We start from the raw sequence: 25,080 nt of genomic DNA, 5'->3' as shown, positions 1-25,080 counted from the left end.
TGTCGCCAGGCGGCAACGGCTAAATTCCTGGTGCACCGGCTAGGCCGGTGCGGTACGCCCACAATATTCAGGCAGCCTGCGGGGCGAAATCGCCCTCTTCAAGCAATTCGATTGAGGTCAGCGCCGGCACGTTGCTGGCCAATGCGCGCCACGTGATGAGTTCGAACGTGCCGTCCTCATGCTCGACGATCGCCGTGCAGCTTTCGACCCAGTCGCCGGTATTGATGTAGCGGATGCCGTCCATATCCTCGATCACGGCGTGATGGATATGGCCGCAGATGACGCCGTCGGCGCCGTTCTTGCGGGCTTCCTCGGCAACCACGCGCTGGAACTCACCGATGAAATTGACGGCATGTTTGACCTGCAGCTTCGCCCAGGCCGAGAAGGACCAGTAGGGCATGCCAAGGCGGCGGCGGACCGCTGCGAGCACGATGTTGATGCGGATCGCCGTGTCGTAGGCCCAGTCGCCGAGATATGCGAGCAGGCGGGCGTTGCGCACGACGACGTCGAATTCGTCGCCATGCAGGATCAGGTACTTCTTGCCGTCGGCGCCGTCATGGATGATGCGCTCAACGACCTCGATGCCGCCGAAATGCATGCCCGGAAAGGCGCGCAGGAATTCGTCGTGATTGCCGGGGATATAGACGACACGCGTACCCTTGCGCGCCTTGCGCAAGAGCTTCTGGACCACGTCGTTGCAGACCTGCGGCCAATACCAGCTGCGCTTCAGGCGCCAGCCATCGACGATATCGCCGACGAGGTAGATCGTGTCTGCCTCGTGATATCTAAGGAAATCCAGCAGGAAATCCGCCTTGGCGGCCTTCGAGCCGAGATGCACATCGGAAATGAAGAGGGTGCGGAAGCGCCGAGGTTCCATCATGTCTGTCACAAGCCTTTCCGCTCGTGTCCCATCGTTCTTCGTCTGGTCTTCCAAAATCAGACTCGTGTTTCAGGAAGATGACAAGGCTGTGGGAAAGCGGTGCAACCTGTTCATACAGGCTAGATGTGGAGCGCTGGGTGGCCGACTTCACGCCAACACCTCCACATTCCGGCGCTGGCGCGAAATTCCTTTCCTAAAACATCAATCCTCAGGCAGTCCGCACCGTCGCCATCGGCTTCACGTTCTGGTTCATCCGGAACAGATTGTTCGGATCGTAACGCCGCTTGATCTCAGCAAGGCGGGCGTAGTTGGCGCCATAGGCGGCTTCGACCCGGTCGGTTTCGTCGTCAGGCATGAAGTTGATATAGGCGGTTCCCACGGCATGCGGCTTGGTGGCCTCGAAAAGCTCGCGCGCCCAGCCGACGCAGCTTCCATCCATCTCTGTTTCCCGCCAGCGGGCATGCACGTTCATGACGAAATGCGAGCTGCGCTGCGGAAACGCGGTGGCCTCGTTGGCCACGCGGCCGGCAGCACCCCCGACATGACCGATGAAGATCTCGCATTCCGGGCCGGGCAGCCTGCGCACCGCCTTGAGCAGCACGTCGATCGCCGCATCGGAAAGGGAAGCGAAATCCTGGCTTTTCCAGTAATTGCGCGCACCTGGTGTGAGCAGCGGATCGAAGGCCTGCTGCCAGCCGGTGAACGGCATCGGGCCGACGATATCGGCAATCGGCTTTCCGATAGCGCGCAACCTGGCCGCAGCCTTTTCACCCGCCGCGACATCTCCGCAATAGCACATCGCCAGCACCACGATCTCCTTGCCATGCCATTCGGCCGGCAGGAAGGGCAGCGGCGGCGCCTGGCGCATCACCACCCAGCAGGTCAGTTCGTCGGGCGCCGCCTCCAGCGCCTGCCGGTATTCCTTCAGCACCTTTTCCGCATCGGCGAAGGGATGCACGACGAGCCCGGCGAGAACCTCGGTGTCGAGCGGGTTGAGCTTGAACTCGAAGGAGGTCACGACGCCGAAATTCCCGCCGCCGCCGCGCAGCGCCCAGAAGAGATCGGGCTTATCCGTCTCGCTCGCCTTGACCAGTTCGCCATCCGCCGTCACCACGTCGACCGAGAGCAGATTGTCGAGGGTCAGTCCGAATTTGCGGGTCAGCCAGCCGAAGCCGCCGCCAAGCGTCAGGCCGGCGATGCCTGTCGTGGAATTGATGCCGGTCGGCAGCACCAGCCCGAAGGCCAGCGTTTCCTTGTCGACATCGGCAAGCGTTGCGCCCGGCTCGATCCTGGCACGCCGCGTCTGCGGATCGACCCGCACCGATTTCATCGCCGACAGGTCGATGACGACGCCGCCGTCGCAGACGGCGTTGCCGGCAATGCCGTGCCCGCCGCCGCGCACCGAAACGAGAAGATTGTTGTCGCGCGCGAACCGCACCGCCCGAACGACATCGGCAGCGCCCGCGCAGCGCGCGATGAGGCCGGGCCGCCGGTCGATCATCGCATTCCAGATCGCCCGCGCCTCGTTGTAATTCATATCCTTGCTGGTCAGGAGACTGCCGCGAAATCCGGCGGCAAATGCATCGATGGCCACGTCATTGACCATCGTCTGACCCCTTTGCAAGGTCGTGAGGTTCAAGTTGTCCATGATTTCCTCCATGCGACCGGCGCCCCGCACCGTCGCGCACGGCATTCTGCGCTTGCCGCCCTCGCCAGACAAGTTTCCCCAAAAGGATTAGCTGGTGGCAACCGCTCGGCACCAAGGGCCGCCCCGCCCCGCACGAAAACTTTCCCCACGCCGCATTTCCATACTGTCGCCCGTATCCGATTGATGTATGGAGAAGTCTTCAAAAGACTTCGAACGACACACCGGAGGCGGCGATGGATCACCAGGAAAAATCCAAAACGGAAAAGAATCTGACGGGCGGAAGCCTCGACGACCAGGCGCTTTTCTTCCACCGCTATCCGCGCCCCGGCAAGCTGGAAATCCAGGCGACCAAGCCGCTCGGCAACCAGCGCGACCTGGCGCTCGCTTATTCTCCCGGCGTCGCCGCCCCCTGCCTCGCCATCCGTGACAATCCTGAAACTGCGGCCGACTATACGTCGCGCGCCAACCTCGTTGCCGTGATCTCCAACGGTACCGCCGTGCTCGGCCTCGGTAATATCGGCCCGCTCGCTTCCAAGCCGGTCATGGAAGGCAAGGCCGTTCTCTTCAAGAAATTCGCCAACATCGATGTTTTCGATATCGAAGTGGATGCAACGGACGTCGACCAGATGGTTTCGACCGTCGCCTCGCTGGAACCGACCTTCGGCGGCATCAACCTCGAAGACATCAAGGCGCCGGAATGTTTCCGGATCGAGAAGCAGCTGCGCGAGAAGATGAAGATCCCGGTCTTCCACGACGACCAGCACGGCACAGCGATCATCGTCGCCGCCGCCATCCTCAACGGGCTGGAACTGGCGGGCAAGAAGATCGATGAAGTCAAGATCGTCGCGTCAGGCGCCGGTGCCGCCGCCCTTGCCTGTCTCAACCTGCTCGTGACGCTCGGCGCCAAGCGCGAAAACATCTGGGTCCACGATCTCGAAGGCCTCGTCTATGAAGGCCGCGTCGAGCTGATGGACGAGTGGAAAGCCGTCTACGCCCAGAAGAGCGACACGCGCACCCTCGCCGAGAATATCGGCGGCGCCGATGTCTTCCTCGGCCTTTCGGCAGCCGGCGTGCTGAAGCCCGAACTGCTGGCGCAAATGGCCGACAAGCCGCTGATCATGGCGCTTGCCAACCCGACGCCCGAGGTCATGCCGGATCTCGCCCGCGCCGCCCGCCCCGACGCGATGATCTGCACCGGTCGCTCCGACTTCCCGAACCAGGTCAACAACGTTCTCTGCTTCCCCTATATTTTTAGGGGTGCGCTGGACTGTGGTGCCGAGACGATCAATGAGGAAATGAAGATGGCCGCCGTGCGCGCCATCGCAGCCCTCGCCCGTGAAGAGCCTTCGGACGTTGCCGCGCGTGCCTATTCCGGCGAAACCCCGGTTTTCGGTCCCGACTACCTCATCCCCTCGCCCTTCGATCCGCGCCTCATCCTGCGCATCGCCCCTGAAGTCGCCAAGGCTGCTGCCGAAAGCGGTGTCGCGCGTCGTCCGATCGCCGATTTCGACGCCTATCTCGACCAGCTGAACCGCTTCGTCTTCCGCTCCGGCTTCATCATGAAGCCGATCTTCACGGCCGCCAAGGTAGCAGAGCGCAAGCGCGTCATCTTCTCCGAAGGCGAAGACGAACGCGTGCTGCGCGCCGCCCAGGTGCTGCTCGAAGAAGGCATTGCCGAACCGATCATTATCGGCCGTCCGCAGGTCATCGAAACGCGCCTGAAGCGTTACGGCCTGCGCATCCGGCCGTTGCAGGATTTCGACGTCATCAACCCCGAGGACGATCCGCGCTTTCGCGAATATGTCGATCTCTATCTGCAGCTGGTGGGACGCCGCGGCGTCATCCCGGAAGCGGCGCGCACCATCGTGCGCACCAACACGACCGTCATCGGCGCGCTGGCGCTGAAGCGCGGCGAAGCCGACGCGCTGATCTGCGGCCTCGAAGGCCGTTACGAGAAGCACCTGCGCGATGTGCGCCAGATCATCGGCAAGCGCCCGAACGTGCGCGATTTCTCGGCTCTCAGCCTGATGATCTCGCAGCGCGGCGCGACGTTCTTCGCCGACACCTATGTGACCTTAAATCCGACGGCAGAAGACATCGCCGAGGCAACGGTTCTCGCTGCCGAAGAGATCAAGCGCTTCGGCATCACCCCGCGCGCCGCCCTCGTCTCGCATTCGAATTTCGGCTCGCGCGAATCCGAAAGCGCCACCAAGATGCGCAACGCACTGCAGCTCGTGCGGGAAGCGGCTCCCGATCTCGAAGTCGACGGCGAAATGCATGGCGAAAGCGCCATCTCCGAGGAACTGCGCCGCCGCGTCATGCCGCACACCACGCTGAACGATGAAGCCAACCTGCTGGTCTTCCCGAACCTCGATGCGGCCAACATCACGCTCGGCGTCGTCAAGTCGATGACCGACGGCCTGCATGTCGGCCCGATCCTGCTCGGCACGGCGATGCCGGCGCATATCCTGGCGCCGTCGGTCACCTCGCGCGGCGTGGTCAATATGGCGGCGCTCGCTGTCGTAGAGGCATCGCAGCCGGCCTAAGCCGGTTGCGCGTCGGCATCTGGAAAATCAGGCACGCCGTATCGATCGGCGTCCCTGATCTGCCAGCGCATCGGCCCGTTCGTTGCCATCGGTGCCGGAATGGCCCTTGCACCAGACGATGCTTATAAGGGAATTCTCGGATAGCTGGATATCGACGGCTTTCCAGATTTTCGCATCTGATATCGCTCGGTTTCTGGCCTTGCCGGTCGGGTTGCTTTTCTTCCAGCCATTGTTCCTCCAGATCGCACGCCTGCTGTTGCAGCCTTCGACGGCGTAGGCGGAATCGGACCAGATGACTGCCGCTACGCCTGTTGCTGTGCCGTTGATCCAGATTGCCGCTTCAAGCACGGCCGTCACTTCCATCGCATTATTGGAGGAATCCCTTGCACCGCCAAAGCCGGAGGCGATCTCGACGCCATCGCGATAGGCGACGAAGGCCCATCCCCCGTGCCCTGCGCCGGGGTCAAAACAACCGTCCACGAAAACGTGAAGGCCCTGCTGGGTATCCGGTATTTCTGCGGACGTTTCGCATGTGCAGGATTCGTCGGAAATATCTGTCATATCAACTGTCTAGATATTAACGGTCTCCCGCGTGATTGCAGGAGACAGGAAAGTGGAAGCATCCGGCTTGCTGGATAAGATCGCAAAAATACGCTAGGAATTACTGCGAGCTTATTAAGGGAAACACGTTAAGACAAAGCGCGGTGGATTGAAGCCGCAACGCACTGATAGATGCTTTTCTCTTTCCGGAACGACGTCGTGAAGCGCCGAAACCTGTATCTCGTTTTCTGTCTGGCATTCGCGGCTCCTGCGGCGGCGCAGACCAATGCGATCTGTGAGGATCTGCGCGGGCGCCTTGCCGACCTGCCGCAAACCTTCGGCAACAGCAGCAGCGAGATGCGCCAATATGCCGGCGCGCTTGCCGAACAGAATCTCGAATTGCGTAAGGTGCGCAGCGATCTGCGCCGGTATGGCTGCACCTCCGGCAGCATGGTCGTCGTTGGCGGCGACAACGCCGGCTTCTGCTCCGAACTTGAGCATGCTGAAGCCAAGATGGTCGACAACATCGGCTTCCTTCAGGAACGCCGCAACGAGTTGCGCCAGTCCGGCCCCGATGCGGCCCGCGAGGAGCTAATGGCCGCGCTCGAAGATAATGACTGCAACAGCGACAGCTTCAGCGGACCTGCCGAAGGCAACGCTTACGCGCCGGCTCCGAGCATCGAAGAGCAGGCCATGCGCAGCGACACGTTCATCCCGCTCGGCGGCGGCGAGCGCTACGGCCTGCCGCGCGCCGAAATGCTCTCGCCCGTCAGTACCATCTGCGTGCGCACCTGCGATGGTGGCTTCTTCCCGATCAGCAACAATGCCACCTCGGTCGATTTCGACCGTGATGCCGCGACCTGCGCGAAGATGTGCCCCGGCGTCGAAACGGAACTCTTCTATCGCGACGTTTCCAGTACCGAGACCTCGAACATGATTTCGACGGCAACGGGAACGCCCTACAGCGCGATGAAGAACGCCTTCGCCTACAAGACCCGTGCACCTGGCGAAAAATCCGCCTGCTCCTGCAATCTGTCTGCCTATTACGAGCAGATGCGAAAGAGCCAGGCCGCCTATGCGCCGACGCCCGAGCCGAAGGGCTCGATCACCGCGATCCAGACGGAAGCGCCGAAGGCGGCTAGCACCCCGCCTGCCCCCCCGCCGCAGGTGGCGGATCGCCCCTATGATCCCTCTGCCAGCAAGGTCCGGCAGGTCGGGCCGCAATTCCTTGCCGGCGATGAGGGCAAGATCGATCTCGCTAATCCGGCGACATCCGGCCCCCAACCTCAACAGCAGTAGTTACCGGCTCACGGTCTGATCGTCCCCAGCCGTCATGGAAGACGAGATCTTCCAGCGGCATGCGTTGCCGCCAGCCTTTGACCGCCAGTTCCGGCTGGTCATAGAGCCGGTCGACGAAGCCGGCGCAGAGCCAGGCCACGACTTCGATATGATCGGGAATGCCGAGGATTTCCTTCAGGTCGCCCTCACGAAAAATGCTGACCCAGCCGATGCCGACGCCTTCTGCTCGCGCTGCGAGCCACAGGTTCTGGATGGCACAGACGGTGGAATAGCTATCCATGCGCGGATTGTGCGTGCGCCCGAGCACCACGCTGCCGCTGCGGGTGGGGTCGCAGGTCACGCAGATGCCGAGCGCCGCCTCCACGATGCCCTCGAGCTTCAGCGAGCGATAGGCCTGCCGCCGCTCGCCAGTAAACATCAGGGCCGCCTCCTCATTCGCCCTCGCAAAGGCATCGCGCACCTGCGCCCTCACCTCGGCACTCTTCACCAGAATGAAATTCCACGGCTGCATGAAACCGACCGAAGGCGCGTGATGCGCCGCCGTCAGCAATCGCGTGACGAGATCATCAGGCAGGGAGTCGGGCAGGAACTGGCTGCGCACGTCGCGCCGCGTCGTGATGGCATGATAGACGGCCTCGCGTTCGGCCGCAGAAAAGCTGGATGCCGGGCAAACGGCATCATCAATGGGTCGCATCGTCAAATCCCCAACAACGCAACCGCCCGCCGTCCGCGCGGGTTGGGTCTATCTTGCCAGGCCGGTCTTCTGACTTGGCGTCATCCACTTGGCCGCAGCCTTCCCGGCCTTGCGGCCAGTGGCGTGGTGAGCGGCAAGCGTCGGCCTTACAGCGTTGGGCACGTTCCGGTCTTGCACCGGATTCCCGATTCTCCCGCTTGTGACGGCGGGCACCTGACGGGCGATCTATGGCGTGGAAACGGCATGGCAGCAAGTCAATTCAGCGAATAGGCCTGGAACGGAACTGCATCTCCGCCGCTGCCCGCTAAGGGGCTCTCACCTGTAAAATTCTGCGTGACAATTAGTTTCCGCATCGCTACATAGCCTGCATGTCGATCTCGTCCGTCTACGCATCGCGATTTTATTCGTACCGCTGCTTCCAGCGGATGCGGGTCTGTGCGTAACCAAAACTAACGCGACGACAACCCGAACAGCCGCTAGTCTACCTGGCGGCTTTTTTGTTCCGCACGGTATGACCAAACAGGAGAGCATGCCGTGACTGACACTATTGATGATCTGCGCATCGTCGAGATCACCCCGCTGACCAAACCTGCCGATATTATCAAGGAAATCCCGCGTGACCGCGCGATTACCAGGACCGTGACCAGCACGCGCGACACGATCCACAATATCCTGACCGGTCAGGACGACCGCCAGCTGGTCGTCATCGGCCCCTGCTCGATCCATGATCCGGCAGCCGCCCGTGAATATGCGTCACGGCTCGTCGAGCAGCGACGACGCCTGTCCGGCGAGCTCGAAATCGTCATGCGCGTCTATTTCGAAAAGCCTCGCACGACCGTCGGCTGGAAAGGCCTGATGAACGACCCGCATCTCGACGGCACCTACCGCATCGAGGAAGGCCTGCGTCTCGCCCGCCGCCTGCTACTCGACATCAACGCCATGGGCCTCCCGGCCGGCTGCGAATTCCTCGATACGATCACGCCGCAATACATAGCCGATCTCGTCAGCTACGGCGCCATCGGCGCGCGCACGACCGAAAGCCAGATCCACCGCCAGCTCGCCTCGGGTCTCTCCTGCCCGATCGGCTTCAAGAACGGCACGGATGGCGGCGCGCGCATCGCGCTCGATGCCATAGTAGCAGCCTCCCAGCCCCACCACTTCCCGGCTGTGACCAAGGACGGACAGGCGGCGATTGCCTCCACCCGCGGCAACGAGGACTGCCACATCATCCTGCGCGGCGGCAAGCGCCCGAATTACGAGGCGGCGGATGTGCAGGCTGTGATCGCTGAGGCCGTCAAGCTCGGCGTCGATCCGCGCATCCTCATCGATGCCAGCCACGCCAACAGCAGCAAGGACCCGATGAACCAGCCGAAGGTCGTCCGCGACGTTGCCGGCCAGATCGTCGCCGGCAACGACCATATCAAGGGCATGATGATCGAGAGCAATCTCGTCGCCGGCCGCCAGGATCTCGTTCCCGGCAAACCGCTCGTCTATGGCCAGTCGATCACCGATGGCTGCATCGGCTGGGATATGTCGGTCGATGTACTCGAGGATCTGGCAAAGGCTGTGCGCGATCGCCGCAAGGCAGCCGTCGCCGCCTGAGTCGCCGTATCGGTTGCCGCAGGTACCCCGCCGCTTATTCACAGGGCGGTGGGGGTGTCCCGCTGGTATTTCATGGCTTTGGTAATGGATGTTATTCGAGCTTCGGCACGGCGGGCATGGCATCCACCAACAAGTCGCAGCGTCTAAGGCAGATCACAAAGCTGCCCTATAAATTCGCTGAAATTTCGCTGGTTTACCCGGTCTATTCACCTGCGGCGCTGTCGATGCCGACACGAATTGCCGATACTAAATTCGCCATCCCGATCGATTTTCAGGCTGGAATAGAGGTCAATCCGGTTCAAGCGCTGACAGGCCTTGCAGCTCGTACCCCTTCCTTTGGGGCGGCGTCAACATATCAAGAGAACTTGCCGGACATACGTTCCACGATATCTCCGGCGAGGCAAATCATCTTGTCTAGGGTCGCCTGCACGTCATTGCCAGCAAAAGGAAGGTTATCCCCGAACACAGTGGTGACGTCTCCCTTCTGCAGATGTCGGCGGTACTCCGGATCAACTGGTACCCGGCCGCCACTTCTTTCAAGCAAGCGCTGCGAAGCCCCACCTGTGCCGCTGAAAAAAGCGATATTTTGACCCATAACTTCGCTTAGGTGCGCACCGAGGTCGAATTGCATAAAAGTGCACTCGACAACGGGAAGAAGCAGCAAATGCTTGTCAGCTATATCGAGGTCATGGAGACCGCGAAGTAAGTCGTCTCCACCACGATAAGGCGAAAGAAACAGAAATTCTTGCTGAACATCTTCCCCCAACCGACGAAGCTCCCCGTTTAGGACCAGATCTTCGTAATCGGACTTAGTTGCCGCAAAGGGAAATTTCAGCTTGGCGGTGCTCTTCCCGCGGATACGGGCTATATCGCAGACCATCAAATCAAGAGATGACCGAGCGTTGTGCACGCAATCTCCAGCCACGAGGGCCACATACTCGTTCGGCGGCGCGGGTTCAAATGTGATCGTCTCGAATTCAACGTCACCTGCAATCGGCTCAAATCTGAAGGTTAGAGTTCTCTGATACTCAAGTAGGATATTGTCCAAATCGCGCAGATGCTTTCGTGCGCGTAGCAATTTGTTGTTGGAACCTTTAAATGGTGCAAGCATAAAAAACTCCTCGGTCAAGCCACTCTGACAGAGGGGAGCGATCTAGTCCATTGAGGGTAGAGGTGCGCACCGTCATAACCAACGACCCCACCGCCCCATGATCAATCGGCTGTGCGGCGCTCTCAAGATCTTACCGGGAAATACCGCACATAGGCAAATTCATCGCCTTCGGGCGACCAGTTCGGCACGTTGATCGTGCCCTGCCCGCCGAAGAGCTCGAACAGCGTCGTCAGGTTGCTGCCATCCATGTCCATCATTCTGAGCCGAACATTCAGATCGCGCGGATGGTCGAAAACGTCGGGGTCGTAGGAAAGGATCAGCACCTTGTCATTGTTGGGTGATGGATGGGCGAACCAGTTGCCATAATTGTCGGATGTCACCTGCTGGAGGTCAGTGCCGTCGGGGTGGATGCGCCAGATCTGCATCAGCCCGGTGCGGCTGGAATTGAAATAGATCCACTGCCCGTCCGCCGACCAGTCCGGCCCGTCATTGCGGCCTTCGCCATGCGTCAGCCGCTTCTCCTCGCCGCCATCGACCGAGATCGTGTAGATATCGAAAACATCGTTGCGGATGCCGCAATAGGCAAGCTCGCGCCCGTCGGGCGACCAGCCATGCCAGTAGGACGGCAGGTTCTTGGTGATCAGCCGCGGCTTGCCGCCCTCGATCGGCAGGATATAGATCGCCGATTTGCCGAACTCGGTCTTGTCGGAAATGACGATCTCCTCGCCATCAGGCGAAATGCCGTGGTCATTGTTGCAGTGAACCGCAAAGCCGGTATCGACCTTCTCGACGAGATCGCTGCCGTCGAGCCGCAGCCGGTAGAGCAGCCCGTCGCCATTGATCAGCAGATAGGCGCCGTCGCGCGAGAAATTCGGCGCCTCCACCAGCGCTTCCGTCTGCCAGATGACACGGCTTTCGCCCCGCCGCACATTGTAGATTTCAACTGAGCTGCGCATTCATCCCTCCCAGACTTTTGAGGCGTCTCAGCGATCCCGGAATCGGTTGGTGATCGGATAGCGCCGGTCGCGGCCGAAATTCTTCTTCGTGATCTTCACGCCCGGCGCCGACTGGCGGCGCTTGTATTCGGCGAGATAGAGCAGATGCTCGATACGGTGGACCGTCTCGACATCATGGCCGCGGGCCACGATCTCCTCGACACCCATTTCCCGCTCGACGAGGCATTCGAGAATATCATCGAGGACAGGATAAGGCGGCAGCGAATCCTGATCCTTCTGGTCAGGGCGAAGCTCGGCCGAGGGCGCCTTGTCGATGATGTTCTGCGGAATGACCACGCCCGAGGGGCCGAGCGCATCCGGCGGCACATTCCCGTTGCGCCAGCGGGCCAGCGCATAGACCTGCATCTTGTAGAGGTCCTTGATCGGGTTGAAGCCGCCATTCATGTCGCCATAGAGCGTGGCGTAACCAACCGACATTTCCGACTTGTTGCCGGTCGTGACGACCATCGAGCCGAACTTGTTGGAGATCGCCATCAGGATCGTGCCGCGCGCGCGGCTCTGCAGATTCTCCTCGGTGATACCGCTGTTCGTGCCTTCGAAGAGGTTCGAGAGCGCCGAGGAAAAGCCCGTCACCGGTGCCTCGATCGGCACGATGTCGTAGCGGCAGCCGAGCGCCTTGGCGCAATCGGCCGCATCCTTCAGCGAGTCCTCAGAGGTATAGTGGTACGGCAGCATGACCGTGCGCACCCGCTCTTCGCCGAGCGCATCGACCGCGATCGCCGCGCAGATCGCCGAATCGATGCCGCCCGATAGGCCGAGCACGACATTCTTGAAGCCGTTCTTGTTCACATAGTCGCGGAAGCCAAGCAAGCAGGCGCGGTAATCGGCTTCTTCGCTCTCCGGAATGCGCGCCATCGGCCCTTCGGCGCAGCGCCAGCCATTTTCGGTGCGTTTCCAGGTCGTGACGGCAAGCGCGGCTTCGAACTGGCTGAGCTGGAAGGCGAGCGACTTGTCGGCATTGAAGGCAAAGCTTGCGCCGTCGAAGACGAGCTCGTCCTGGCCGCCGAGTTGGGCGGCATAGACCATGGGAAGGCCGGTTTCGATGACCTGCTTCAGCACCACCTGATGGCGGATATCGACCTTGCCGCGATAGTAGGGCGAGCCGTTCGGCACGAGCAGGATTTCCGCCCCGCTTTCAGCGAGCGTCTCGCAGACGCCGAGATCGCCCCAGATATCTTCGCAGATCGGAATGCCGATGCGCACGCCGCGGAAATTCACGGGTCCGGGCATGGCGCCCTGGTCGAAGACGCGCTTCTCGTCGAACTCGCCATAGTTCGGCAGGTCGATCTTGTCTCTGATGGCAATGACCTTGCCGCCGTCGAGCACGGCGATGGAATTGTAGCGCCCCGTCTCGTCCTGACGCGGAAAACCGATGACGATGCCCGGCCCTCCATCGGCGGTATCGGCTGCAAGGCTTTCCACCGCCCTCCAGCAAGCCTGGATGAAGGCCGGCTTCAGCACCAGGTCTTCCGGTGGGTAACCGGAGATGAAAAGCTCGGTCATCATGAGGATATGCGCGCCCTGTCGCGCCGCATCGGCACGCGCCTCGCGCACCTTGGCAAGGTTTCCGGCGACATCGCCCACCGTGGGGTTCAGCTGGGCGATGGCGATGTTGAACGTATGGGAGAGAGCGTTTTCCTGTGTCATGTCATTCATTTAATCCGCCCCTGCGTGCACCGCAATAAGCCGCTTCAAAAGCCGTAGCCATCTGCGGCGAAAATTTGATGAAGGGCAGCCTATCCCTCTGCCCCTCATTCAGTTTGGCTTGCGCGACGCCGATACGCATTGCAATTTGCGGCAACGACGGAATACTGCGCCCCAATTCGATCCATTCCCGGGACAATGCCATGACTAATTTTCCAAATTTCGCCCACCTGCATTTCGGCAAGCCGGCCGACGAGCTGGGTGACATCGAAAAGCGCGTACTCGCCAGGACCCATGAGCGCAAGATCATCTCCACCGACGTCAATGCCGCTTTTTCCGCCGAAGCCTCCTTCGGCGAGCGGCTGGCTGACAGTATCGCGCGCGTCGGCGGCTCCTGGTCCTTCATCCTGGCCTTTCTGGGTTTTCTCGTCATCTGGACCCTGATCAACACGGTCATTCTGCTGAGCAGGGCCTTCGATCCCTACCCCTTCGTCTTCCTGAACCTGATCCTCTCCATGCTTGCCGCCATCCAGGCGCCGATCATCATGATGTCGCAGAACCGCCAGGCCGAGCGCGACCGTTTCGAAGCCGCCAAGGATTATGAGGTGAATCTGAAGGCCGAGTTGGAGGTTCTGTCGCTGCATCAGAAGATCGATATGCGGGTGCTGACGGAACTGACAGCGTTGCGTGAGGATGTCTCCCGGCTGAACGCCATCCTTGCAGAGCGCGGACAAGCTTGATGCCGCTAAAATAGCGAAGCCTTAAACGACTGAAATCCTGTCGCAATTCCGTGTCCGTCATACCGTTTCATTTGACAGCGCGCCGGCAATTGGCTCAACCTGCCGACATCGCGCAGGGGAGCATGCTTGGAAGAAGAGCTTCAGTTCGGCACCTTTTCGATCGTGCCCGCCAGGCGCAGCCTGATGCGGGAGGGTGCCACTGTCCCGCTCGGTAGCCGCGCCATCGATATCCTGCTGTTTCTGCTGAACCATCCCGCCGAGTTGAAGACCAATGCCGAGATTATCAAGCAGGTCTGGCCGGACACGTTCGTGGACGAGGCCAATCTGCGCGTCCATGTCTCGGCGCTGCGCAAGGCGCTCGGCGATGTCAAGCGCGAGCCGCAATTCATCGCCAATGTGCCGGGCCGCGGCTATACGTTCATCGCCCCTGTCAATCGCCGCAGCAATGGTGTGGTACCCGCCGCTCAACCGACACTCCGGAGATTCCGCCCCGAGCGCCTGCCTGCCCGCATCTTCGGCCGCGAGCAGACGATAGCGGCAGTAACAAGCCAGCTTGCCAAGGGGCGCCTCGTAACCATTGCCGGCCCCGGCGGCATCGGCAAATCCACCGTCGCCCGCGCCGTGATCGCGCAAACCGAATTCGACAGTGAGATCGTCTGGATCGACCTTTCGGAAGTCGCGACCGGAAATCTCGTGCCGACGGTCGTGGCGTCCGCGCTCGGCATCCTCTCGCGAAGCGACGATATATCACGCGAAATCGCCATCCATCTGCAGCCGCGCAATCTGCTGCTCGTGCTCGACAGCTGCGAACACGTGGTAGCCGATATCGCCAAGCTTGCCGAGGACGTGCTGGCGGAAGCGCCCGATCTGCATATCCTTGCCACCAGCCGCGAGCCGCTGCGCGCCGAGGGCGAGCGCGTGCACCGCCTTCTGCCGCTCGATCTGCCTGATGGTGCCATGACCGCAGAGGCGGCGCTGACTTCACCCGCCGTGCAGCTTTTCGTCGAGCGCGCCGACGCCTGCCTCGGCGGTTACGAACTGACGGACGAGGATGCCGCAGATGTCGTCGACATCTGCACGAGGCTCGACGGCATTGCGCTGGCGATAGAGCTTGCCGCCGGCCGCCTGGAGGCGATGGGAGTGGCCGCCCTCTCCCGCTCGCTGTCGGATTGCTTCCGCGTGCTGACCCGCGGTCGGCGCACGGCCTTGCCCCGACATCAGACGCTGCGCGCCACGCTCGACTGGAGCTACCTCATCCTGCCGCCGGAGGAGCGGCAGGCGCTGCGCGAACTCTCCGTCTTCCGCGGCCGCTTCAGCGGCGAGGCCGCAGCCGCGGTTCTCTCCGGCACGGAGCCCGGGGACCTGCTGGCCGCGCTCATCGCCAAGTCGCTGGTCGTGGTCGAGATGGCTTCAGACGAAACGCTCTATCGCTTGCTGGACACCACGCGCCTCTATGCCAGTGAGAAACTGGTTGCTTCGGATGAGCTGCCCGACGTCATGGCGCGCTTCTCCGCCTATCTCTGCGCCGCGCTGGAAAGTGCCGAACAGGATCTCTACTCCGCCCCGCCGGAGGAATGGCCCGAGGATTTCGCTCAGCAGGTGCCGGGTCTGCGCGTCGCGCTCGACTGGGCCTTCGGGGCTTCAGGCGATGCCCTGCTCGGCGTGCGGCTGACGGTCGCCGCTTTGCCGCTCTTCTTCCACCTGTCGCTGCTCGACGAATGCCTGGCCGCACTCACCCATGCCATCGCCTTTCTCGACGCCCGTCCTGGCCTGGACGAGAAAAGCCGCATGAAGCTCTACGCCGCGCTCGGCTGGCCGCAGCTTCGCGCCACCCATGCATCCGAACAAGGCGTGGCCGCCTGGACGACCGCCTGGCGGATCGCCGAAGAGCTCGGCGATGTCGACTATCAGCTTCGCGCCATCTGGGCGCTCTGGGTCGATCTGGTGAACCGGGCCGAACCGCGCCAGGGAATGGAACTGGCGGAGCGCTTTGCGGCGCTCGCACCCTCCTCCTCCGATCCGACCGATGGCATCATCGGCAAGCGCATGAAGGCCGCCACCCTGCACTGGCTCGGCCGCCATGCCGAGGCCCGAGACCAGCTTTGGGTGATGCTTTCGGAATACGAGCATGTGCCGCAGGCGCGTCATTCCGTGCGGTTCCAGTTCGACCAGCGCGTGACGGCGCGCATCATCGTCGCTCGCTGCCTCTGGGTGCTGGGCGACGAGGGCGCCGCCCTCCGCGAGGTCGAGGAGACCATGCGTTACGCCCGCGACATCGGCCACAATCACTCGATCAGCAATCTGATGGCCGAAGCCGTCTGCCCGCTCGCACTTCTATCGGGCAACGACGCCGAAGCGGCCGCCGCTATCCGCCTGCTGCGCGACCATACCAAGGCGCTGTCGCTCGACGTCTGGCACACTTATGCCGATGGATTCGAGGCTGAGCTGCATCTGCGGGCCGGCGAATACAGGCCCTGCCTCGCAAAGCTGCGCCCGGCCATGGACATTTTGCAGCATGCCGGCTTCAACCTCTTCCGCACCTTCTTCCAGTCGGTGGAGGCGCAGGCGCTTTCCGGCCTCGGCCAACATGCGGAAGCCGATGGTGTCATCGATGCAGCGCTTGCTCACTGCGACGCGTCAGGCGAACGCTGGTGCCTTCCCGAGCTGCTGCGGGTCAAGGCGCATATCACCACAAGGAGACAAGGCCCGGAAGCACTGGACGCGGCTTCAGCCATCCTTGAGGCAGCGCTCGAAGCCGCAAGGCAGGATGGCGCTGGCGGCTGGGAGCGGCGCATCCGCGTCGATCTCGAAGCCCTAGCTCTTTGAATCGACGCATCGGCCCGAAAATCGATTCCGATTTTCGGGCCGATGCTGTAGGCCATCCGCCGGCCCACCTCTCGGGTGCTGCCGGCTGAGCCGCCCTTTACACTGATTTACAACTCTCAACTCGTCCGCTTCCCTGCCTCCATGCATGATCGCAAGCAAGAGGAGGATGCCAATGGACGGTCAACTGCCCATCCGTTTTCTGATCGTTCTTGCCACGAATGGGGCTGACGGCGAGGTCAGGATCATCAGCATCGCGCCGGCCTATTACCTCTTCAAGGATGCGCCGGCGGAGGTGGTGCTCGCTTCACCATTAGGCGGCTTCCCCGACCTGACGAATGAGCTGCGTCAGACCACGCATCCGGAACCGTCCACCCGCCGCTTCCTCGCCGATCGGGCGGCGCGCGACGATCTCGCCGATACACTTCGCCTCGACCAGATCGTAACAGAGGATTTCGACGCCGCCTTCTGCATCGGCTTTTCCGGTGCGCTCTGGAGGGCCGACAACGGCGTTGGCCACACCCTCAGCGCCTTCCTGAGATCGGGTAAACCCGTCGCCGTGATCCCCGGCCGGTATCTGGACATAGCCCCCGAAGGCGCTGCCGCCGGCCCGCTGATCCTCGGCGACAACGAAGCTTCGCCGCTTCTCGCTGCTCATGCGCTGCTCGAAGTCGTGCTGGAACGCCGCAAGGCCCTGACGCCGACAGACTGAAGATCATGTTGGAGATATAGCGGTAAATTGCAAAGGAATATTTGCAAAGAATCATTTGCAGTCGTAAACTGCTTTTATGAAAACGCCCATCCCTACATCAACGTCAGCGACATCCCGCAACGTCAGCCGCGTCGTCCCCGATGTCACTGCCCTCAAGGCGCTCGCCCATCCGGTGCGCCTGCGCATGCTCGGCATGCTCCGGATCGACGGCCCGGCCACGGCGACGCAGCTTGCGACACGCCTCGGCCTCAACAGCGGCGCGACGAGCTATCATCTCCGCCAGCTCGCTCAGTACGGCTTCGTCGAGGATGCGCCGGGACCATCCCGCCGCGATCGCTGGTGGCGCGCGAGCCACGAGGTCACCTCGGTGTCGGCGGCCGAGAGCGATGGCGCGGCTTTCGACATGGATGTCGCCTTCACGCAAGCGATCCTTTCCTTGCAGGTCGACCAGATGCAGAAGGCGGTCGAGGAATATGCCGAGCTGCCGCTCGAATGGCGCAAGGCCAGCACCGCGAGCGACATCATCATTCCGCTGACATCGGGACAGGCCGAAGCACTGACGAAACGCCTGAACGATATCGTCATGGAGGCGATGAGCGAGGCCCCGCCTCTTGGCGAGCCCCTGCCGCCTGATGTCGTGCCCTTCATGGTCATGCTGCACGCCTTCCCCTATCCGGGCCGCGTACCGCAGGGTGACGAAGAGAGCGAGCCGTGAGCCGCAGCCCCTTCATCGCGCTCGCTATTGCCGAAACGCTCTCCATCTCAGGCACGCGGCTGTCGGGCGTCGCCATTCCCTGGCTGGTGCTGAGCACGACCGGCAGCCCGGTGCTGACCGGCCTCGTCGCCATGGTGGAGATGCTGCCCTATGTCGTCGCCAAGGCGCTCGGCGGCCCCCTGATCGACCGCCTCGGCCCCAAACGCATCGCCGTCATCTGCGACAGCGTCTCGGTGATAACAGTCGGCCTCGTGCCGGTCCTGCATCTCCTCGACCTGCTTACCATTCCGATCCTGCTGCCGATCGTCTTCGCCATGGGCGTGCTGCGCGGCCCATCGGATGCCGCCAAGCAATCCATGGTCCCCGACATCGCCGAACTGGCCTCCGTGCCGCTGGAGCGTGTGACTGGCGTCGTCGGCGCCATCGAACGCCTGGCATCGACCGCGGGGGCGGCAGGCGCCGGGGCTCTCATTGCCCTTGTCGGGCCGAGCCAGGCGCTTGCCGTCAACGCCCTCACCTTCGCCGGCGCCGCCCTGATCGTCGCAGCCGGCATCCCCGTATTGCGGCGCGCTCCGAAAGCCGAAGCGGCCGGCATAGCCGCCTATGGCCGGGAGCTGTCGGAAGGCTGGCGCTTTCTGCGCCGCGATGCGGTGCTGGTCGCGATCGTGCTGATGGTGGCGACCACCAATCTGCTCGATCAGGCCTTCTTCTCGGTCCTGATTCCTGTCTGGACTCAGGATTCAGGTCACGGTCCCGCACTGCTCGGAACCCTGTTCGCCGTCTTCTCCGGCGCCTCGATACTCGGCGCTGCAATTGCCGCCATGATCGGCGAGCGGATGCCGCGCCTTCTCGTCTATACGGTCGCCTTCCTGCTGACGGGCTTTCCGCGCTTTCTGGTCTTTGCAGTGGAATCGCCGCTGGCCCTCATCTTCGCAACGCTCGCCATCGGCGGTTTCGCCTCCGGCTTCCTCAATCCCATCCTCTCGGCCGTGCTCTTCGAGCGCATACCAAAGCCATTGATGGGCCGCGTCACATCGCTCAATGCCGCCCTCTGCTGGGTGCTCATCCCCTTCGGTGGACTTGCCGGCGGCGCGTTGATCGATGCCTGGAGCCTTTCCGCCGCACTGCTGCTGACCGGCCTCGCCTATCTGGCGGTGACGCTCGCTCCGTTGGCGCATGGCAGCTTCCGCGGCTTCGAAAAGAAAAAACTTGCGGATAACATATTCTCGTCATGAGGTTCGTACGTCTTATGGCGCATTGCCGTCATTCTTGCTTTGCATCAATTTACGACGGTTAACTCGCGTCACTGCCGGAACTGAGTCAGCTTGTCCTCGTCGAAGAGGCGCGGAGAAGCCCGCAGGGAGGCAATATGACCGAACGCAGCATTGCACTGACGGTGGACGCCACACGGCGGGACGTTCTTCTGGCAGGCGGCGCCGTTATCGCGGCGCTGGCCGTGCCGAAAGCCGCGCTCGCTGCAACCAATCCAGTATCATCAGAAAATCGGAGCCAGACCATGCCTTTCATCAAGACCACGGACGGAACTGAAATCTTCTACAAGGATTGGGGTCCGAAGGATGCCCAGCCGATCGTCTTCCATCATGGCTGGCCGCTCAGCGCGGACGACTGGGACAATCAGATGATGTTCTTCCTGGACAAGGGGTTCCGCGTCATCGCCCATGACCGCCGTGGCCACGGCCGCTCCAGCCAGACCTTCGATGGCAACGAGATGGACACTTATGCGGCCGACGTTGCCACACTGACGGACGCGCTCGATCTCAAGAATGCCGTCCATATCGGCCACTCGACCGGCGGCGGCGAAGTCGTCCACTATGTCGCTCGCGCCAAGGAAGGCCGCGTCGCCAAGGCCGTGATCATCGGCGCCGTGCCGCCTGTCATGGTCAAGTCGGAGAAGAATCCCGGCGGCCTGCCGCTCGAAGTCTTCGATGGTTTCCGTGCAGCGCTCGTCGCCAACCGCGCCCAATTCTTCCTGGATATCCCGACCGGCCCCTTCTACGGCTTCAACCGTCCGGGCGCCAAGGTCAGCCAGGGTGTCATCGAAAACTGGTGGCGTCAGGGCATGATGGGCGGCGCCAAGGCCCATTACGATTGCATCAAGGCCTTCTCGGAAACCGACTTCACCGAAGACCTCAAGACGATCACCGTACCCGTTCTCGTCATGCATGGCGACGACGACCAGATCGTCCCCTATGCAGACTCCGCGCCGCTCTCCGCCAAGCTGCTGAAGAACGGCACGCTGAAGACCTATGCCGGCCTGCCGCACGGCATGTGCACGACGCATCCGGACGTTATCAACCCGGATCTGCTGGCCTTCATCAAGGGCTGAGTCTCCTGTCGAAGACGATGGAAGGCGCGCCCTTGCGGCGCGCCTTTTTCATTCCGATATGCGGTGTCAGAGGTGACGGCCCGGATAAGATCGCCGCCATGCAATCACGGGAGAAAAGCGTATCATGTCCGCCAAGGCCCTCGTTCTCAGACATGTGCATTTCGAGGATCTCGGAACCTTCGGCGAGGTGCTTGAGCAAGCCGGCTATACGATTACCTATTCCACTGTCGGCGACAGCGATTTCCTCTCCGCCGATCCGCTGGAGCCCGATCTGCTCGTCGTCCTCGGCGGCCCGATCGGCGTCTACGAGGACGAGACCTACCCCTTCCTCACTGCCGAAAAGGCCTTCATTGCCGAGCGGCTCGAAGCGCAAAAGCCTGTTCTCGGTATCTGCCTCGGCGCGCAGCTCATTGCCGCCGTCTCCGGCGGCCACGTCTTCCCCTCGGGCGTGAAGGAGATCGGTTTCAAGCAGATCACGCTCACTTCAGCCGGCATGGAGAGCCCGCTTCGTCATCTCGGCGGCGTCACCGTGCTCCACTGGCACGGTGATACTTACGACCTGCCTGATGGAGCCACCAATCTTGCAACGACTGATATCGTCGAGCAGCAGGCCTATACGATCGGCAATCATGTCCTCGCTTTCCAGTTCCACCCGGAAGCCGAATGCGACGAGCGCTTCGAACGCTGGCTGGTCGGCCATGCCGCGGAACTGGCGGTCGCCAAGATCGATATCATTAGGCTGCGTGAGGATGCCGCAAGGTTCGGCCCAGCGCTGAAGGAGGCCGGTCGCGCCGTCGTCAGGGAATGGCTGTCGGGCATTGGCCGCTGATAACAGCCGTAAATATCTGAAAATCAATGTAAACAATTGATAATATTGAATTCTATTGGCGAAACCCTGTCGCTGTACTGCTATTGTCTCTTCGTGGTGATGTCCGAGAGGAGAAGCGCAGATGACCAACCGGGATAATCTCAGCCTGTCGGCCACGCGCCGCGAACTGCTGGCCGGCGCCCTCTCGGGTGCGGCCGCCCTTGCCCTGCTTCGGGGCGCCTATGCGGCGGATTTCCATCGCTTCACGCATGGCGCCTTCGACATCACGGTTGTCAGCGACGGTTTCATCACCCTGCCCGCCGAAATCCTGCTGCCCGACGCCACCCCAAGAGAGCGCCAGCCGATCCTGGCGCGGCTCGGCGGCGATGCGGCCGGCGCGCCAGTGCAGGCCAATATCCCGCTCATTCGCCACGGCAGCGATCTGATCCTCATCGATAACGGCTCGGGCACGAATTTCCAGGCAAGTGCCGGCAAGCTCGCCGCCAACCTGAAGGCGTCAGGCATCGAACCCGAAGCAATCACCAAAGTCATCTTCACCCATGCCCATCCCGATCATTCGGGCGCGACGACCACTGATGACGGCAAGCTGCTCTATCCGAATGCCGAGTATTTCGTCAGCGAGACCGAATGGAACTTCTGGACCGACAAGGATTATGAGGCCCATATGCCCGCCGCCCTGCACGATTTCGCCCGCGGCGCGCAGCGCGATCTCTTCGCGGTGAAAGACCGGCTCACCCTCGTCAAGTCGGGCCAGGAAATCCTGCCTGGAATGCTCGTCGTCGAAACTGCGGGCCATACACCTGGGCACATCTCTTTCGAGCTCGCCGGCGACGGCGATCTTCTTATCACTGGCGACGCCTGCACCAATGACGTGATCTTCTTCGAATACCCGGGCTGGCATTTCGGGTTCGACACCGACCCAGAGACGGCGCTGAAAAACCGCCGCATGCTGCTCGACCGCGCGGCGTCGGAGAAGATCAAGCTGCTCGGTTATCACTGGTCCTATCCAGGCGTTGGTTATGCCGAACGCAAGGACAGCGCCTACCGCTTCGTAAAGGCTTAAGCGCGTCCCGCATATTGCGGCAGGCCGTCCGTGATCTCATAGAAATCGCCCTTGTCGGCGCAGAAGATATGATAGCCGAAGCTCAAGCCGCTCGGCTCGTCGAAGGCCCCGGCCATGATGGAAATGGCGGGGCCGCCGAGCCGCTGCCAGAACAGCGCCGAGCCGCATTGCGAGCAGAAACCCCGCCTCGCCTCGTCGCTCGACTGAAACCAGCGCAGGTTTTCCTCACCGGTGATGGAGACAGCCGAAACCGGCACGTCGGCCGCAGCATAATAGAGCCCCGTCTGCCGCCGGCACTGCGAACAATGGCAGCCGACCACGACATCGGGCTTCTCGCTTGCCGTAAACCGCACCGCGCCGCACAGGCATCCGCCCACATGATCTTCGCGCATTTCCTCACCCCTTGAAGCAGCCGGGAGAGTGACGCCGGTACACCCGCCAGTCAAATCCAAAGCGCTGATCACAGGCTTCAGGAAAACTGATGCTTGGAAGAGGCATAGCACCATCAGTCGGAGGCCAGATCAAGAATGCCTTTCCCGACTCATATCAACACGTTGAGTGCGGCATCATTTCTCACAAATACAGCCAGTACGTTTATTAGCTAAATCAAAATTAATGAATACTGATTTACGATCTCAGCGACTGTCCGAGAACAGGGATCGGCAGCAAGCGAGGTAAAAAATGCAGCCGTATCGTCGTTTCTACGCCAATATCACGGGCGCCGCCGCCATCGAATTTGCGATCGTCGCGCCGCTCTTCCTCCTGATCGTGCTGACGATGATCGCCTATGGCATCTACCTCAGCGCAGCGCATTCCGTCCAGCAGCTGACCGCGGATGCCGCGCGTACGGCTGTCGCAGGCCTTACCAGCCAGGAACGCACGCAGCTCGTCAACGACTTCATCTCCCGATCGACGATCGACCACCCGCTGCTCGACCTTTCGAAGCTGCAGGTCAACGTCACCACCGATCCGGCCAATGCCAATCAGTTCACTGTCTCCGCTGCCTATGACGCCTCCAATCTTCCCATCTGGAATCTCTACACATTTCCCTTGCCCGACCACATGATCCGTCGTTTCGCCACGATCCGGATGGGAGGCATCTGACATGCGGAAATTTCGTGTCACGCTGGCCCGCTTCGCGGTCGACGCGCGAGGCAATATTGCCATCACCGTAGCCCTCTGCGCGCCGCTCATTCTCTATACGCTCGGTCTTGGCATCGACTACGGCATGATGACGCTGCAGCAGCGCCGCCTGCAGGAATTGAGCGATCTCGGCGCCATCGTCGCCGCCTCCGATATCAATCATGCGGCTGAGAACCTCGTGACCAACTTCAGCCAAAACGGCTTGAACGTCGCCGTCAGAACCGCAAACGGCTATGAAACGAAACAGGGAACGAGCCAGCTTTCGGAAGCCGATCTCAAGACATTCGATGCGGTCGCAAACCTCGTGCCCGGCACCTATCTCGCCGATACAGCCACGGCGCTTGGCAGCCGTTTCTCCCCTGGAACTCAACCTTACGATGCGGCGAAAGTGGAGCTCAGCCAGAAGGCCGAGCTGACGTTTGCCGCTGTCTTCGCTGCCGCGCCGACCCTGAATGCAACAGGCACGGCCTCTGCCTCGAAGCTTGTCGCCTTCTCTGTCGGCTCGCGCCTTGCAAGCCTCAATGACGGCGTGCTGAACGCATTGCTCGGAAGCCTGCTCGGCACCACGCTTTCCCTCAAGGTCGGCGATTATACCGCACTTGCGGCTGCCAACGTCGAGCTGCTCTCCTTCCTGGATACTCTGGCGACCGATCTCAAACTCACCGCCGGCAGCTATGACGACGTGTTGGCGACGGAGATCTCCTATCCCCGCCTCCTCACCACGCTGAAGAAGACCAGCGGCCTGACATCAACGGTGACGAAGTCGCTCGACACGATCGAGAAGGCACTCGGCACCAAGCAGGTCAAGCTGAAGCTGGAAGACCTTTTGAACCTCGGCCCGACGGGCGAAAGGCTCGTCGGCAGCGGCTCGCATCTTTCCGTCGATGCCAGCGTGATGGATGTCCTCTCGGCTGCCGCAATCGCCGCCAACCAGCAGAAGCAGGTTGCCGTCAATCTGAATGCCGCGGTGCCCGGCCTTGCCGCCACGAAACTGACGCTTGCGATCGGCGAGCCGCCGAAGGAAATGGCCTCCAACATGGTCGGCACCACGGGCGCCGTCGTGCGCACCGCCCAGGTGCGGCTCGCAATCGAAGTGAACGTTCTCGGCATCAGCTCGATTGCAGGCATCAAGCTGCGCGTGCCGCTCTATGTCGAAGTCGCCTATGCGGAAGCCAGGCTCGCGAGTGTTTCCTGCCTTGGTGCTAACGCCCAAAACGCCAATGTCGGCATCGATGTCGTGCCCGGTGTCGCCGAACTCGATCTCGGCGATGTCGATACCAACGCCTTTGCCAATTTCGGCAGCAAGCCGCGTGTTTCCCGTGCCAAGATCATCGATGCGCCGCTGCTCAGCGTCTCCGCGCTCGCCGAGGTCAACGTCACCAATCAGACCAAGACCCGGTTGACCTTCCAGCCGCAGGATATCGCTGCCAAGACCATCAAGAACGTCTCGACCAGGGACACGCTGACCTCGACCGTCGCCACCCTGCTCGGCAATACCGATGTCCAGGTCACCATCCTCGGCCTCGGCATCGGCCTGCCGAAATCGATCATCCAGGGCGCCGTCGCCGATACGCTGACCGGTCTCACCAAGCCGCTTGACGAACTGCTCTTCAACATCCTGACCCTGCTCGGCATCAAGATCGGCGAAGCCGATGTGCGGGTTACGGATGTGCGCTGCCAGCAGTCGGTACTGGTGCAGTAGCGTCCGGCAGAGCCGGCAACGATGCA

General features: G+C 61.8%; 22 protein-coding genes and 1 riboswitch. Of the genes, 13 read left to right on the top strand and 9 right to left on the bottom strand.

From position 1 onward, the window contains the following. Positions 1 to 67: 67 nt before the first annotated feature. Both FHT82_RS22515 and FHT82_RS22510 read right to left on the bottom strand, forming a co-directional pair. Entirely contained in the window at positions 68 to 880 is an 813-nt protein-coding gene (locus tag FHT82_RS22515; RefSeq protein WP_183735099.1) for a UDP-2,3-diacylglucosamine diphosphatase, read from the bottom strand. Between the two features lie 208 nt (positions 881 to 1,088). Then, positions 1,089 to 2,528 (bottom strand): FAD-binding oxidoreductase, encoded by a 1,440-nt coding sequence (locus tag FHT82_RS22510; protein ID WP_183734893.1) that lies wholly within the window; start codon positions 2,526 to 2,528, stop codon positions 1,089 to 1,091. Positions 2,529 to 2,761: 233 nt separating this feature from the next. Here FHT82_RS22510 and FHT82_RS22505 point away from each other — a divergent pair, with 233 nt between their 5' ends. Then, entirely contained in the window at positions 2,762 to 5,074 is a 2,313-nt protein-coding gene (locus tag FHT82_RS22505; protein ID WP_183734892.1) for an NADP-dependent malic enzyme, read from the top strand. A 27-nt stretch (positions 5,075 to 5,101) separates the two neighbouring features. Here FHT82_RS22505 and FHT82_RS22500 read toward each other — a convergent pair whose 3' ends face one another. After that, positions 5,102 to 5,635, bottom strand: a complete 534-nt coding sequence (locus FHT82_RS22500; RefSeq protein ID WP_183734891.1) for a ribonuclease H — start codon at positions 5,633 to 5,635, stop codon at positions 5,102 to 5,104. A 198-nt stretch (positions 5,636 to 5,833) separates the two neighbouring features. On the opposite strand from FHT82_RS22500, the gene FHT82_RS22495 reads away from it, so the two are divergent. Then, positions 5,834 to 6,913, top strand: a complete 1,080-nt coding sequence (locus FHT82_RS22495; RefSeq protein WP_183734890.1) for a DUF2865 domain-containing protein — start codon at positions 5,834 to 5,836, stop codon at positions 6,911 to 6,913. Here the strand turns inward: FHT82_RS22495 and bluB are convergent. After that, positions 6,873 to 7,607, bottom strand: a complete 735-nt coding sequence (gene bluB, locus FHT82_RS22490) for a 5,6-dimethylbenzimidazole synthase (RefSeq protein WP_183734889.1) — start codon at positions 7,605 to 7,607, stop codon at positions 6,873 to 6,875. The genes FHT82_RS22495 and bluB overlap by 41 nt on opposite strands. Positions 7,608 to 7,648: 41 nt before the next feature. Next, positions 7,649 to 7,839, bottom strand: a riboswitch (cobalamin riboswitch). Between the two features lie 302 nt (positions 7,840 to 8,141). On the opposite strand from bluB, the gene FHT82_RS22485 reads away from it, so the two are divergent. After that, positions 8,142 to 9,209, top strand: coding sequence for a 3-deoxy-7-phosphoheptulonate synthase (locus tag FHT82_RS22485; RefSeq protein ID WP_183734888.1), 1,068 nt, complete (start codon positions 8,142 to 8,144; stop codon positions 9,207 to 9,209). A gap of 355 nt (positions 9,210 to 9,564) precedes the next feature. Here the strand turns inward: FHT82_RS22485 and FHT82_RS22480 are convergent, their stop codons facing one another. The 4 genes from FHT82_RS22480 to FHT82_RS22465 all read right to left on the bottom strand — a co-directional run bounded on the left by FHT82_RS22480 (position 9,565) and on the right by FHT82_RS22465 (position 13,185). Then, a complete protein-coding gene (locus FHT82_RS22480) occupies positions 9,565 to 10,320 on the bottom strand; it encodes a hypothetical protein (RefSeq protein ID WP_183734887.1) in 756 nt (251 codons plus the stop codon). A 122-nt stretch (positions 10,321 to 10,442) separates the two neighbouring features. After that, positions 10,443 to 11,276, bottom strand: a complete 834-nt coding sequence (locus FHT82_RS22475) for a PD40 domain-containing protein (protein WP_183734886.1) — start codon at positions 11,274 to 11,276, stop codon at positions 10,443 to 10,445. Between the two features lie 27 nt (positions 11,277 to 11,303). Further along, positions 11,304 to 12,983 (bottom strand): NAD+ synthase, encoded by a 1,680-nt coding sequence (locus FHT82_RS22470; RefSeq protein ID WP_183735098.1) that lies wholly within the window; start codon positions 12,981 to 12,983, stop codon positions 11,304 to 11,306. Position 12,984: 1 nt separating this feature from the next. After that, entirely contained in the window at positions 12,985 to 13,185 is a 201-nt protein-coding gene (locus tag FHT82_RS22465) for a hypothetical protein (RefSeq protein WP_183734885.1), read from the bottom strand. On the opposite strand from FHT82_RS22465, the gene FHT82_RS22460 reads away from it, so the two are divergent. From FHT82_RS22460 to FHT82_RS22425, 8 genes are all read left to right on the top strand, one after another. After that, complete coding sequence (locus FHT82_RS22460) at positions 13,184 to 13,720, top strand: DUF1003 domain-containing protein (RefSeq protein ID WP_183734884.1); 537 nt, start codon at positions 13,184 to 13,186, stop codon at positions 13,718 to 13,720. The two genes, FHT82_RS22465 and FHT82_RS22460, sit on opposite strands and share 2 nt — an antisense overlap. A 126-nt stretch (positions 13,721 to 13,846) precedes the next feature. After that, positions 13,847 to 16,546 (top strand): winged helix-turn-helix domain-containing protein, encoded by a 2,700-nt coding sequence (locus FHT82_RS22455; RefSeq protein WP_183734883.1) that lies wholly within the window; start codon positions 13,847 to 13,849, stop codon positions 16,544 to 16,546. Positions 16,547 to 16,718: 172 nt separating this feature from the next. Further along, on the top strand, positions 16,719 to 17,255 hold the full coding sequence (locus FHT82_RS22450) for a transporter (protein WP_183734882.1): 537 nt from the start codon (positions 16,719 to 16,721) through the stop codon (positions 17,253 to 17,255). 76 nt (positions 17,256 to 17,331) lie between these two features. Beyond that, a complete protein-coding gene (locus FHT82_RS22445) occupies positions 17,332 to 17,970 on the top strand; it encodes a helix-turn-helix domain-containing protein (RefSeq protein ID WP_183734881.1) in 639 nt (212 codons plus the stop codon). Then, positions 17,967 to 19,205, top strand: coding sequence for an MFS transporter (locus FHT82_RS22440; RefSeq protein ID WP_183734880.1), 1,239 nt, complete (start codon positions 17,967 to 17,969; stop codon positions 19,203 to 19,205). The genes FHT82_RS22445 and FHT82_RS22440 overlap by 4 nt, the downstream gene beginning before the upstream one ends. A gap of 134 nt (positions 19,206 to 19,339) precedes the next feature. After that, positions 19,340 to 20,317: an alpha/beta hydrolase gene (locus tag FHT82_RS22435; protein ID WP_246698199.1), complete on the top strand. Its 978-nt coding sequence runs from the start codon at positions 19,340 to 19,342 to the stop codon at positions 20,315 to 20,317. A gap of 124 nt (positions 20,318 to 20,441) precedes the next feature. Continuing rightward, a complete protein-coding gene (locus FHT82_RS22430) occupies positions 20,442 to 21,146 on the top strand; it encodes a glutamine amidotransferase (protein ID WP_183734879.1) in 705 nt (234 codons plus the stop codon). 121 nt (positions 21,147 to 21,267) lie between these two features. Further along, positions 21,268 to 22,209 carry an MBL fold metallo-hydrolase gene (locus FHT82_RS22425; protein WP_183734878.1) on the top strand — a complete coding sequence of 314 codons (942 nt, stop codon included), beginning with the start codon at positions 21,268 to 21,270 and terminating at the stop codon, positions 22,207 to 22,209. Here the strand turns inward: FHT82_RS22425 and FHT82_RS22420 are convergent. After that, a complete protein-coding gene (locus tag FHT82_RS22420) occupies positions 22,206 to 22,601 on the bottom strand; it encodes a GFA family protein (protein ID WP_183734877.1) in 396 nt (131 codons plus the stop codon). The genes FHT82_RS22425 and FHT82_RS22420 overlap by 4 nt on opposite strands. A gap of 289 nt (positions 22,602 to 22,890) precedes the next feature. On the opposite strand from FHT82_RS22420, the gene FHT82_RS22415 reads away from it, so the two are divergent. Then, complete coding sequence (locus FHT82_RS22415; RefSeq protein ID WP_183734876.1) at positions 22,891 to 23,313, top strand: TadE/TadG family type IV pilus assembly protein; 423 nt, start codon at positions 22,891 to 22,893, stop codon at positions 23,311 to 23,313. 1 nt (position 23,314) lies between these two features. After that, the gene (locus FHT82_RS22410; protein ID WP_183734875.1) at positions 23,315 to 25,054 is read left to right on the top strand and encodes a pilus assembly protein TadG-related protein; all 1,740 of its coding nucleotides are present in this window, start codon (positions 23,315 to 23,317) and stop codon (positions 25,052 to 25,054) included. Positions 25,055 to 25,080: the final 26 nt, after the last annotated feature.

This window comes from Rhizobium sp. BK275, from assembly GCF_014193555.1.
Lineage (GTDB): Bacteria > Pseudomonadota > Alphaproteobacteria > Rhizobiales > Rhizobiaceae > Rhizobium.
Note: the sequence above shows the minus strand (reverse complement) of the source record. Positions and strands in the feature narration are given on the sequence as shown.